The following is an 11,771-nucleotide window of genomic DNA, read 5'->3' as shown; positions in this document are numbered from 1 at the left end:
CTCAGGGGTGCACAACAGGACGAAACGGGACAGATGGTTCCGCGTTCGGCCGACTCGGCCGGACTACCGGAGCGGAGTGTCGAACATCCGTCCATCCGGTCCCTTGCCAAAAACGCCGACCTGAACTCATAGTTTCGGACTGTCTGGCGAATGCGGATCCGTTCGAACGGGGGACGTCATGGAAATCCTGACCGCAGGCGGTCCGGATACTCCGAAAAGCGGGACGGGCGACGTTCCGTGCCTCACCGACCTGCTCGTCGAGCAGGCCCGGATCCGACCCGACGAAATAGCCGTCGAGTACCGGGACGACACCCTGACCTTCGCCCGGCTCACCGAACGCGCCCGCGCCCTGGCCGGCCGCCTGCGCGCGCTCGGGGTGGGCCGCGACGACTGCGTCGGCGTCTTCCTGGAACCCTCCGCCGACCTGCCGGTCGCCGTCTGGGGCGTGCTGTTCGCCGGCGCCGCCTACCTGCCGCTCTCCCCGGACTACCCCGACGAGCGGATCCGCACGATGGCCGAGGACTCCCGGGCCCCGGTGCTGCTCACCACGGAGGCGCTGCGCGACCGGCTCGCCGCCCTCGCCCCGCCCGGGGCCGCCCTCCTCACCCCGGCCGACACCGGCACCGGGCCCTGCGCGGACCCCGCCGAACCGCGGGGCGGCGACCTGGCGTACGTCATCTACACCTCCGGCAGCACCGGCCGGCCCAAGGGCGTCATGGTCGAGCACCGCAGCATCGCCCACCAGATGCGCTGGCTCGCCCGCACGTACGGCCTGGGCCCGGCCACCACCGTGCTGCAGAAGACGCCGATGAGCTTCGACGCCGCCCAGTGGGAGATCCTGGCGCCCTGCGTCGGCGCCCGCACCGTGCTGGCCGCGCCCGGCGCCTACCGCGACCCCGAGACCCTGGTCGACACCCTGGTGCGGCACGAGGTGACCGCCCTCCAGTGCGTGCCGACGCTGCTCCAGGCCCTGCTGGACACCGACCGGCTGCCCGAGGCGAAGGCGCTCAGCCAGGTGTTCTGCGGCGGCGAGGCGCTGCCCCGCCGGCTCGCCCAGCGCTTCGTGGAGACCCTGCCGAAGTGCGAACTGGTCAACCTCTACGGGCCCACCGAGTGCACCATCAACGCCTCCGCCTGCACCGTCGACCCGTCCTCGGTCGCCGACGGCCCGTCAGGAGTGCCGATCGGCAACCCCGTCGACGGCACCGCGTTCCACCTGCTCGACGAGCACCTCGCGCCGGTCGCCCCCGGCACGGCCGGCGAACTGTACATCAGCGGCGTCCAGGTGGCCCGCGGCTACCTGCACCGCCCCGACCTGACCGCCGAGCGCTTCCTGCCCAACCCGTTCTCCGCCGACCCCGCCCACGCCGTGCTCTACCGCACCGGCGACCTGGTCCAGCAGGCCGACGGCGGCTACCGGTTCGCCGGCCGGGTGGACCGGCAGGTCAAGCTGCGCGGCTACCGGGTCGAACTCGACGAGATCCGGCTGGCCGTCGAGGCCCACGACTGGGTCCGCAACGCCGCCGTGCTGGTCAAGGACGACCCGGCGACCGGCTACCAGAACCTGGTCGCCTGCATCGAACTCAGTCCGCGCGAAGCCGCGTTGATGGACCAGGGCAACCACGACCGGCACCACGTCTCCAAGGCCGGCCGGTTCCAGGTCCGCGCCCAGCTGTCCGACGCCGGCTGTCGCCCCGCCGCCGACCTGGCCGGCCGCCCCCGCGTCGACCTGCCCGGCGCCACCCCCACCGCCGAACAGCGCCGACGGGTGTTCGCCCGCAAGACCTACCGCTTCTACGAGGGCGGCGACACCCGCCCCGAGGACCTGCTGGCACTGCTCGCCGCCCGCACCGACGGCGCCGCGCCGCGCCGCCCCGAGCAGCTGGACGCCGCCGAACTGGGCCGCCTGCTGCGCTGGTTCGGCCAGTACGGCAGCGAGGAGCGGCTGCTGCCCAAGTACGGCTACGCCTCGCCCGGCTCGCTGTACGCCACCCAGCTGTACCTGGAGGTCGGCGGCCCGGACGGCTGCGCGGGGCTCGCGCCCGGCCACTGGTACTACCACCCGGTGGAGCACCGGCTGTACCTGATCGAGGCCGCCGACGGGCGGGGGAGCGGCCCCGGGATCCGCTTCCACTTCCTCGGCCACCGGCAGGCCATCGAGCCGGTCTACCGCAACAACGTCCAGGAGGTGCTGGAGATCGAGGCCGGCCACATGGTCGGCCTGCTGGAGGAGGTGCTGCCCGCCCACGGCCTGGACGTCGCCCCCGCCCCCTTCCACCCCGGGACGGCCCGCCGGCTGCACGCCGCCGCCGACGACCACTACCTGGGCGCCTTCGACCTGGTCCCGTTCGACCCCGCCCGCCCCGACGTCCCGGTGGACCTGTACCTCCAGGTCCACCCCGGCCGAATAGCCGGCCTGATGGCCGGTCAGTACCGGTACCAGGACGGCGCGCTGGAGCGGATCGCCGACGAACTGGTGCTCAAGCGGCACGTCATCGCCATCAACCAGCGGGTGTACGAACGCGCCGCGTTCGGCATCACCGTGGTCGCGCGCGGACCCGAGACCTGGCGCTCCTACCTGGACCTCGGCCGCAAGCTCCAGCAACTCCAGCAGAACGGCCTCGGCTTCGGCTTCATGGCGTCCGGCTACAGCTCCAAGACCGGCAACGACCTGCCCGCCGCCAAGCGGATGGCCGCCGTGCTGAGCGCCGCCGGGCAGCCCGTCGGGCCCTCGTACTTCTTCGTCGGCGGCCGGGTCAGCGCCGAACAGCTCGCCCACGAAGGCATGTACGAGGACAGCGTCCACATGCAGGGGCCGGCCGAGATGATCCGCGCCGACCTGGTCGAGCTGCTGCCCGACTACATGGTGCCCAACCGGCTGGTGGTGCTGGACCGGCTGCCGCTGACCGCCAACGGCAAGGTCGACCTGCGGGCCCTGGAAGCCTCGCCGGAGACCGACTTCACCGCCGCCGAGCGCCCGTTCGTCGCCCCCCGCACCACCACCGAACGCCTGGTCCGCGAACTCTGGCAGACGATGATGGGACGTCAGTCCGCGTCGGTGCAGGACGACTTCTTCGAGTCCGGCGGCAACTCGCTGATCGCCGTCGGCCTGGTGCACCGGATCAACCGCGAGTTCGGCTGCACACTGCCGCTCCAGGTGCTGTTCGAGTGCCCGACCATCGAGGAGCTGGCCGCCCGGGTCGACGGGCAGCGCGGCGCCTCCTCCTCCCGCCTGGTCCCGCTCGGCGCCGCCCGCACCGGCCGCCCCGTGTACTGCTGGCCCGGCCTCGGCGGCTACCCGATGAACCTCCGCCCGCTGGCCCGCCGACTGGACGGCGACCGCCCGTACCTCGGCGTCCAGGCGTACGGCATCAACGCCGGCGAACAGCCGTACGCCACCATCGCCGAGATGGCCGCCGAGGACGTCAAGGCCATCACCGCCCGCCAGCCCGAAGGGCCCTACACGCTGTGGGGCTACTCCTTCGGCGCCCGGGTCGCCTTCGAGACCGCCCACCAACTGGAGGCCGCCGGCCACCGGGTCGACCAGCTGCTGCTGATCGCCCCCGGCTCGCCGAAGCTGCGCACCCCCAGCACCGGCCTGGCCTCGTACGACGACCCGTCCTACCTGACCATCCTGTTCTCGGTCTTCACCGGCACCGTCACCGGCCCCGAACTGGAGGCCTGCCTGCGCGCGACCACCGACGAGGAGAGCTTCGTCGCCCACCTGGTCGAGCACGTCGACGGCCTGGACCGCGACCTGGTCGAGCGGATCACCGCCGTGGTCCGGGAGACCTACGAGTTCAATTACACCTTCGCCGAACTGCGCACCAGGACCGTCCGGGCGCCCGTCACCGTCCTCAAGGCCGACGGCGACGACTACTCCTTCCTGGAGGGCAGCACCGGCTGGTCGGCCACCCCGCCGCGGATCCGCCAACTGACGGGCGACCACTACGGGTTGCTCCGCGAACCCGGCGTGGCCGAACTGGCCGACGCCATCACCGACCGCACCTGAGGAGAACCGCCGTGCCGCACGTCAACATCAAGCACTTCCCCACCCCGGTCGACGCCGAGCAGTCGGCCCGCCTGGTCGCCGCGATCACCGCCGCGCTGCAGGAGAACCTCGGCTGCACCGAGGACGCCGTCTCCATCGCCCTGGAGCCCGTCGACCCGGACGAGTGGACCGAGCGCGTCTACCGGCCGGAGATCGTGGAGCGCGCCGAGCTGCTGCACAAGAAGCCCAACTACTAGGCGAGTCCACCACCGGGCCGGTGCCGCAGGCCCAGCAGGAAGGTGTCCGGGCCGGTCGCGGACCAGCGGTCGTAGTACCCCGCGGGCGCCGGGGCCGGCTCGGCGCCCGGCGGGGTGCCGGTCCGGGCCGGCGCGTGGCCGAGCACGGACACCGCGACGGACCGCACCGCGGTCAGCGCCTCGCCCTCGGTGCCAGCGGCGGCACCGCCCGCGGATGCGCCAGCAGCATCCGCCGGTACCCGGTGGCGAACGCGTGCAGCGCCTGTGAGGCGGCCGGTCGGCAAGCACGTCCACCGGCGCCGACGGCCCGCCGTGGCCGGGGCTCCCGGGCGAGGGCGGGTACGTCGGGCGGGCGGGCGGAGGGGCGGTCGGCCGCGGCGGGGCGCCCAGCGGAGGAAGCGGCGGGCGAGCGCGGCCGCAGCGGCCAGCCAGGCGGCCACCAGCAGGAGCGACGGGGCGGCGGAAGCCCAGCCGTGCAGCAGGTCCAGCTCGCGCAGCGGACCGCCGGCCCAGCTCTCCGCGCCGAACTCGTGGCCGACCAGGCGGTGCGCAGCCCCCGGACCACCGGCGACAGCGGCAGCGCCGAGGACGGGCCGTGCAGCCGGCCGGGCAGCGCGGACACCGGGGTGAACACGCCCGCTCCGAACATGCGCAGCACCGGTACCGGGGCCGCCGCCGACGGCGCCGTCCCGGTGGACGGAGTCAGCCCGGACAGGGCCACCGCCAGGACCGAGAACAGCAGGTGGCCGCCCAGCAGGGTGAGCAGCAGCAGCCCGGGTCGGCGGGCAGCGGCGCCCCGAACCGGCCCACCGCGACGCTGCCCAGCACCAGCGCCTGGATCAGCACCACCGCCGCGCCCGCGCCCAGCTGTCCCGCGAAGACGGCGCTCGGCGGGCACTCGGTGCCGCGCAGCCGCTTCAGGACCAGCTCCTCGCGGCGCGCCGCCACGCTGCCCAGCAGGTTGACGAACGAGGTCACCAACGCCAGCCCGAGCAGCCCCACCGCCACGTACCCGGCCCCGTGCGCCCCGCCGATCTCCTTGTTCCGCAGCGGCGCGGCGATCACCGGGTTGAGCAGCACCGGCAGCAGGAACCCGATGAACGTGGACCGCCGGTTGCGCCAGAACACCTTCCAGGACAGGCCGACCGGGCCCGCGGCGTAACCGAACCAGCTCATCGGGAGGCTCCCCCCGGCGACGGCGCGGACGGTGTTCCCGGCGGCGGGCGGCCAGGCCGAGGAAGACGTCCTCCAGCGAGCTGGGGGCGCACCTCCAGGCCGTCCGGCTCGACGCCCTGCGCCGCCGACCAGGCGTCCAGCGCGGCCGGCGCGGGGGCCGAGCGCGGCACCCGGTACACCGCCCGGCCGTCCGCCGGCGACGGTGCGGTGCCGGTCAGTGCGGGGAGCGCGGCGAGCGGGCGGCCGGGCGGCAGCGGGAGGGTGATCAGGTCGCCGCGGTCGTTCAGCACCGGTGCCAGGTCAGGCCGGTGGCGCTTGCCGTCGGCCGGCCGGCCGACCGGGTGCCGGCCCTCGGCTCCAGCCCCGTCCGGGCCAGCACCTCGGCGGTGGGGCGGGCCCCGCTGGTGAACGCCCGCCGGCAGTCGACCGTCTCGCGGTCCGTCAACTCGCGGAAGGAGTCGCCCTCCTGAAGCATCGTGCCGGTCCGCCGGCGTACCCGGGCCCGCCGTGAACGGGTCCAGGCCGAACCCCCGGACGCTGCCGGAGGTCGGCGGGTGGTGGCCCTCCAGCATCTCCGGGGTGGTGGTCTTGCCCGCGCCGTTGGTGCCGAGCAGGGCGAAGAGCTCGCCCCGGGCGATGGTGGAGGAGACGCCGCGCACCGCCTCGTGGTCGCCGTAACTGCTCCCAAGATCCGTTGCCTCCACGGCCGGGGAATTCTCGGAAAGAGGTGCCATGAATGCGGCGTGACGGGTGCCCGCGAGGATCGGCAAGCAGTGCATCGCCGCAGGTGGGAGTACATGAAAAATGTCATCGAGGGGGTGACATTTGCGCTCCGGCGCATCTGACATCTCCTACTGCACGGATATTCGGGACCCGGCCATAGTGGAGTCGTCGCCGACAGCGGAACCGGAGAGAAGCAGAACCGGGAAAGCGCCGGGCGGCCATCGAGAACCGGGGCGGCCGACCCGAACGGCGGGCCGGCGCCCCGAGACCGAGGGAGACCCGTGGCCGAGAACCGGACCAACGCGGACGAGTAGTTCGACATCGAGGTCGAGGAGCTGGACACCGTCAACGCCGGCGTCTCCGTCTCCTCGCTGCTCTCCGCCGCCTGCCCGGTGTCGAGCTTCGGCTCGGTGTCGAACGCCGTCGCCGAGGTCGCGGCCGAGCAATGCGGGTCCTGTGCGGGGGCGGCCCGCCCCGGCGGCCCGCCCCAGCACCCCGCCCGGCCCCAACGCCGTTGTCCCACCGTCGGATTGAAGGAGAGCCGGGCATGGACAGCCTCCGGCACGAGCTGACGCGGTTCATCCAGCAGCCCACCGCGCAGCAGGACCCACCCGCGCTCTGCCGCAGGCTGCCGGCCGAGGCGCCCGTCCCGGACCTCGGCCCGCTGTACGTGGTCTCCGGGCACCAGGAGATCCTCACAGTCCTGACGCACCCCGGCGCCACCGTCGACCCCACCACCGTCGGACTGCCCCGGGCCGGCAGCACCGCGCTGCTCAAGGTGGTCAACCGGATGCTGCCGATGCGCGACGGGGCCGACCACGCCCGGCTCAAGCGGCTCGCCACCACCGCGTTCGGCCACCGCCGGCCGGAGCAGACGCGCGAGCGGATCGAGACCGCCGCCCGCCTGCCGGCCCCGCTGGTCGCCGCCGGCCCGTTCGAGCTGGTCGCCGACCTCGCCGTGCCGCTGCCGGTCGCCGTCTCCTGCGCCGTCCTGGACGTCCCCGACTCCGAGCACGGCCGGATCACCGGCTGGGCCTCGCTGGTCGCCCGCTCGCTGCGCGACCCCTTCGGCGACGGGCCGGAAGCCGCCGTGCTCGACGCCGAGTTCGCCGAGTTCCGCTGCTACGTCGAGGAGTTGTGCGCGCAACGGGCCGCGCGCCCCGGCGACGACCTGATCTCCCGGCTGGCCGCCGCCCGCGACCAGGGCGGGTTCGACGCCGAGGAACTGCTCGCCTTCGCGGTCATGCTGCTGGCCAACGGACTGGAGACGCTCACCGCCGGACTCGCCGTCGCCGCCCGGGAGTTGATCCGCGCGCCCGGACCGGCCGGGCGGGTTCGCGACGAACCCGCGCCGGCCGCCGCCGTGTTCGACGAGGCCCGGCGCCTCGGCAGCCCCGTCCGGGCCGCCGCGCGGGCACTCGCCCGCGAGGTCGTCCTCGGCGACACCACCGTCCCGGCGGCCAGCGTCGCCATGCTGCTGTACGCCGCCGCCGACCGCGACCCGCGACGCTTCCCCGCCCCCGACCGGTTCGACCCCGACCGCCCCGAGCGTCGACACCTGGCCTTCGGCCACGGCCCGCACCACCGCCTCGGCACCCCGCTCTCCCTGATCGCCGGCGCCGCCGTCCTGAGGGGCCTCGCCGAGGCCGACGCCGTACGCCGGTCGGGCACCACGCCGACCGAGTCCACCGCCCGCCGCCACGACCGGTTCGCCTTCCGCGGCATCCGCGAACTCCCGGTCGGCTGCCCGCCGCGCGCCACCCTCGCGGGGGCGGCGGCATGAGCGCGAGGATTGAGCGGCGGACGGGCCCGGGCCGGGACGCGACGGGGGACGTCGGATGGAACCCGAGCCGGCACGTCGAGCCGCCGGACGAGGACACGGCCGAGCCCGAGCAGGACGCCGAGGATGAGCCGAACACGGTGACGGACCGTCAGGACGCCGTGGCGCCCGAGGCGGCACCGGGCGCGCGCGGCGCCGGGCCGGCGAGGACGCGCAGGGCATCTCCGGCGGCCAGGTGCAGCGCCTGCTGCTGGTCCGCGACCCCGCCGTGCTGCTCCTCGCCGAGGCCACCTCCGTGCTCGACAACGCCACCCGGCAGCGGGTCGCCGACGCCGTCGCCGGCCTCGACCGCTCCCGGCTGGTGATCGCCCACCGACTGAGCACCGTCCGCACCGCCGACCGGATCCACGTGCCGGACGGGGGACGGGTGTCCGCCGTCGGCAGCCACCGCGAACTGCTCGGCGACGACCCCCTGTTCACCCGCCTCGCCCGCTTCCAGGAGATGTGAGATGTCGCTCGACGTGCAGGCCTGGCTCCGCACCGCCGGAGGCCCCGGCGACCCCGGCCCCGCCGACGCCCTGCTGCCCGGACTCCCGGGCGCCGACGAACGGCTGCACGCCGTGATCGCCGCTGCCGCGAGCTTCGAGGAGCGCGCCGCCGCCCGCGAGGACGGGCGGGCCCTGTTCACCCCCGACCCGACCGCGGACCGGCGCAGCCGCGCCGCCGCCGTCGAGACCTGGCTGCGCCGCGCGGCCGGCGACCAGCGGTCGGCCGGGGTGCTGCTCGACCACCTCGCCGGGGCCGGCCGCCCGCTGGGCGAGGGCCTGCGCCGGGTCCGGCTCACCGACCCGGCCCGGCTGCCGTCCTGGGCGTACCCGCTGGCCGCGTTCCTGCGCGCCCAGAGCGCCGCCCCGGCCACCGGCCCCGGCGCGATCGACGCCGGTTTCCGGGCCGCCGCGGACGCGCTGCTGCCCACCGGCCCCGGTGCCGTCCTCGGCGTCCCGGTCACCGCGAAGGGCCGCGCCGACGTGGCCGGCACCCTGGCCGGCCGCCTGGCGGAGGTCGCCGACCTGACGCTCTGCCAGGAACTGCAGGCCGCCACCGGCCGCCCCCGCGCCACCGGCTGGGACGCCGACGGCGGCCCGGACGCCTCCACCGCGGGCTGGCTGGCCCGGCTGGAGCGGCTGCCCGCCCTCGCGTACCTGATCGGCACGGTCTGCCGGCAGTGGCAGGAGGCGTACACCGAGCTGTTCGCCCGGCTCGCCGCCGACCGGGCGGGCCTGGTCGCGGAGATGTGGGGCGGCGCCGACCCGGGCGCGCTGGACTCCGTCCGCGGCGACGCGGGCCACCGGCACGCCCAGGGCCGCTCGGTGGTGCTGCTGCGCTTCGAGTCCGGCGCGGGCGCGGTCTACAAGCCCAAGGACATGCGGCACGCCACCGCCTTCCTCGGCCTGGTCGAACGGCTCAACCGCGAACTGTCGCTGGACCTGCCGCTGCGCACCGTGCTGGTCCGCTCCGACTGCGGCGACGACGGCCACGCCGCCTCGCTGCGCACCGACTGCTCCGGCGACTACGGCTGGGAGGAGCTCGTCCCGGCCCGCCCGTGCGCGGACCCGGCGGGCTTCGCCCGGTTCTACCGCCGGCTCGGCATGACCATCCGGCTGGTCCAGCTGCTGGAGGGCCGCGACCTGGGGGCGGACGACCTGCTCGCGGACGGCGAGCACCCGGTGCTGATCGACCTGGAGTGCCTGCTCTCCCCGCGGGTGCAGAACCCGCCGGTGCGGAAGGAGGCCCGGCGCCGGCTGCTGGACGAACTGGAGACCACCGTGGTGCGCACCGCGATGGCCTTCCAGGCGTGGACGCCGGCCGGGCGCACCGACGCCCTGGACATCGGCTGCCTGTCCCGGGTCGGCTGCCTGGAGGTCGTCCCCGGCGTGCCCGCGCTGCCCGTCACCGCCCACCGCCCGGTGCACGACGGGCAGCCCGCCGATCCGTGGCAGTACACCGCCGAGGTGGTCGACGGCTACCGCGAGATGCACGCCGCACTGCACCGCCTGCGCAGTGAACTCGCCGACCCCGCAGGACCGTTGAGCGGCTTCCGGGGCATCTGGGTGCGCTACGTCCGGCGCCGCGCCTGGGACGGCTACAAGATCCTCCGGGCCTCCATCAGCCCGCTCGCGCTGGACGACGGCGCGACCCGGGAGACCGTCATCGCGGGGGCGCTGCGCGGCGCCGTCACCGCCGGCGCCGGCACCGCCGACCTGCTGGAGGTGGTGCTCGCCGAACTCGACTCCTTCCGCGCCCTGGACATCCCGTTCTTCCGCTCGCTGACCACCTCCTCCTCGGTGTTCACCGCCGACGGCCGGGAGATCCCCGGGCACTTCCGCTCCACCGGCTGGCAGCGCCTCCAGCAGCGGGTCGCCGAACTCGACGACTTCGACCTGGAGACCCACGTCGCCGTGCTGTCCGGCTGCCTCGACGCCGCCCGCGCCGGCGCCGAGGAGCCGCCCGCCGGGCCCGCCGAGCCGCCGGCGGCCGCCGAACCCCCCACCCGCGGCGAGCTGCTGGCCGAGGCCGTCGCGATCGGCGACCGCATCCTGGCGGCCCGGCGCGGCACCGGCTGGGTCGCCCAGGGCTGGTACCCGGGCACCGGCCTGCGCCAGGTCGAGGTGCTCGGCCCGGACCTCGCCTCCGGCACCCTGGGCATCGCCGTGCTGCTCGCCGAACTCTGGTCCGCCACCGGCGAACCGCGCTTCCACCGCGCCGCCCACGGCCTGCTCGCCGAGGCCGCCGCACTGATCGACCCGGACGAGCCGAAGGCGTTCGCGTTCGCCGCCGACTCCCGGCTGGCCTCCGGCGCGCCCGTCCCCGGCGGCTTCTTCGGCCCCGGCGCGGTCATCCACGGCCTGGCCCGCGGCGGACTGCTGCTCGGCGAACCGGACTTCCCGGCCGCCGCGCAGGCCCTGGTGCCCGGCGCCCTGTCGGTCGCCGGGTCCGCGGCCGACCGGCCCGGGCGACCGACCGGGGTCCCGCACGGCGACGTGCCGCTCGGCGCCGCCGGACTGCTGCTCAACCTGCTCCGGCTGCGCCGCGCCGCCGGCCCCGGCCACCCCGGCACCGACGACGCGATCCGCACCCTCGCGGCCGGCGCGATCGACCGGCTGGACGCGGCGAACCCGCCGTTCGACTTCCGGGAGCTGGTCCCCGGCGGCGCCGACTCGATCGCCGTCGCACTCGCCCGCACCCTCGCCGAGGCCCCCGCGCTGCTCGCCGACCCCGGGGCGGTCCGGGCCCGGCTGCGCGGCCACCGCTTCGCCACCGGTACCCGGGCCGGCCGCCTCGCCTGCCTGGACACCGCCGTCTCGCTCGGCGCGGACGCCGTCGACGGCACCGACCCGGGCGCGCTCGCCCCGCCCGTCACCGGCCCCGAACTGACCGCGCTCACCGGCCGGGCCCTGCTGTCCGCCGCCACCGAGGCCCTCACCGCCGCCGACGCGGGCCTCGTCCACACCCGGCCCGGGACGGCGCCGGCGGGCGGGGAGGCGCTGCCGCCCGGCCCGTTCCACGACGGCCGCGAAGCGGCGGGCCCGATGGTCCGCGAACTGATCGCCCGTCACCGCCGGTACGGCACCTGGTTCCCCGACCGGGCCGTCCGGGACGCCGTCAACCTCGGCGCGCTGGACGGCACCGTCGCCGTCGGCCTGCTGCTGCTGCGCCTGCACGACGCCTCCGCCGCCCCGCTCGCCACCCTGCGCTGACCGCACGCCGCCCCGAGGAGCACCCCATGTCCGAACTCATCGGCTTCAAGCGCCACTTCACCCCGTACCTGGTCGATGCCGCCGCC

Annotated in this window: 9 protein-coding genes and 1 pseudogene; 5 read left to right on the top strand and 5 right to left on the bottom strand. The window is 75.6% G+C overall.

The window, feature by feature from the left end; genetic code table 11:
• The first annotated feature begins 178 nt into the window (after positions 1-178).
• The gene (locus tag ACFV1L_RS31905) at positions 179-4,012 is read left to right on the top strand and encodes an amino acid adenylation domain-containing protein (protein WP_380372594.1); all 3,834 of its coding nucleotides are present in this window, start codon (positions 179-181) and stop codon (positions 4,010-4,012) included.
• Positions 4,013-4,023: 11 nt separating this feature from the next.
• The gene (locus ACFV1L_RS31900) at positions 4,024-4,248 is read left to right on the top strand and encodes a tautomerase family protein (protein WP_380372591.1); all 225 of its coding nucleotides are present in this window, start codon (positions 4,024-4,026) and stop codon (positions 4,246-4,248) included.
• On the opposite strand, the gene ACFV1L_RS31895 is transcribed toward ACFV1L_RS31900, so the two are convergent.
• The 5 genes and pseudogenes from ACFV1L_RS31895 to ACFV1L_RS31875 all read right to left on the bottom strand — a co-directional run.
• Positions 4,245-4,415: a hypothetical protein gene (locus ACFV1L_RS31895; protein ID WP_380372588.1), complete on the bottom strand. Its 171-nt coding sequence runs from the start codon at positions 4,413-4,415 to the stop codon at positions 4,245-4,247. The genes ACFV1L_RS31900 and ACFV1L_RS31895 overlap by 4 nt on opposite strands.
• Before the next feature lie 535 nt (positions 4,416-4,950).
• A complete protein-coding gene (locus tag ACFV1L_RS31890) occupies positions 4,951-5,424 on the bottom strand; it encodes an ABC transporter permease (RefSeq protein ID WP_380372585.1) in 474 nt (157 codons plus the stop codon).
• The gene (locus tag ACFV1L_RS31885) at positions 5,421-5,714 is read right to left on the bottom strand and encodes a hypothetical protein (protein ID WP_380372638.1); all 294 of its coding nucleotides are present in this window, start codon (positions 5,712-5,714) and stop codon (positions 5,421-5,423) included. Before ACFV1L_RS31885 ends, ACFV1L_RS31890 begins: the two co-directional genes overlap by 4 nt.
• Positions 5,708-5,899 carry a hypothetical protein gene (locus tag ACFV1L_RS31880; protein ID WP_380372635.1) on the bottom strand — a complete coding sequence of 64 codons (192 nt, stop codon included), beginning with the start codon at positions 5,897-5,899 and terminating at the stop codon, positions 5,708-5,710. The genes ACFV1L_RS31885 and ACFV1L_RS31880 overlap by 7 nt, the downstream gene beginning before the upstream one ends.
• Positions 5,900-5,966: 67 nt before the next feature.
• Positions 5,967-6,158: pseudogene (locus ACFV1L_RS31875) on the bottom strand (ATP-binding cassette domain-containing protein); the annotation flags it as partial.
• Between the two features lie 536 nt (positions 6,159-6,694).
• Between ACFV1L_RS31875 and ACFV1L_RS31870 the strand changes: the two are divergent.
• The 3 genes from ACFV1L_RS31870 (at position 6,695) to ACFV1L_RS31860 (ending at position 11,685) form a co-directional block, all read left to right on the top strand.
• Positions 6,695-7,930 (top strand): cytochrome P450, encoded by a 1,236-nt coding sequence (locus ACFV1L_RS31870; RefSeq protein WP_380372582.1) that lies wholly within the window; start codon positions 6,695-6,697, stop codon positions 7,928-7,930.
• A gap of 232 nt (positions 7,931-8,162) precedes the next feature.
• Positions 8,163-8,435 carry a hypothetical protein gene (locus ACFV1L_RS31865; protein WP_380372579.1) on the top strand — a complete coding sequence of 91 codons (273 nt, stop codon included), beginning with the start codon at positions 8,163-8,165 and terminating at the stop codon, positions 8,433-8,435.
• 1 nt (position 8,436) lies between these two features.
• A complete protein-coding gene (locus ACFV1L_RS31860; RefSeq protein ID WP_380372576.1) occupies positions 8,437-11,685 on the top strand; it encodes a DUF4135 domain-containing protein in 3,249 nt (1,082 codons plus the stop codon).
• Positions 11,686-11,771 lie beyond the last annotated feature (86 nt).

Origin of the sequence: Kitasatospora sp. NPDC059646, from assembly GCF_042734615.1 — a bacterium.
Lineage (GTDB): Bacteria > Actinomycetota > Actinomycetes > Streptomycetales > Streptomycetaceae > Kitasatospora.
This window is presented reverse-complemented; position numbering and strand designations above follow the sequence as displayed.

What these genes read in the sequence shown, in the direction of transcription:
- ACFV1L_RS31905 (WP_380372594.1), top strand. Translation starts at nt 179, where the DNA reads ATGGAAATCCTGACCGCAGGCGGTCCGGATACTCCGAAAAGCGGGACG.
- ACFV1L_RS31890 (WP_380372585.1), bottom strand. Translation starts at nt 5,424, where the DNA reads ATGAGCTGGTTCGGTTACGCCGCGGGCCCGGTCGGCCTGTCCTGGAAG.
- ACFV1L_RS31880 (WP_380372635.1), bottom strand. Translation starts at nt 5,899, where the DNA reads ATGCTTCAGGAGGGCGACTCCTTCCGCGAGTTGACGGACCGCGAGACG.
- ACFV1L_RS31870 (WP_380372582.1), top strand. Translation starts at nt 6,695, where the DNA reads ATGGACAGCCTCCGGCACGAGCTGACGCGGTTCATCCAGCAGCCCACC.
- ACFV1L_RS31860 (WP_380372576.1), top strand. Translation starts at nt 8,437, where the DNA reads ATGTCGCTCGACGTGCAGGCCTGGCTCCGCACCGCCGGAGGCCCCGGC.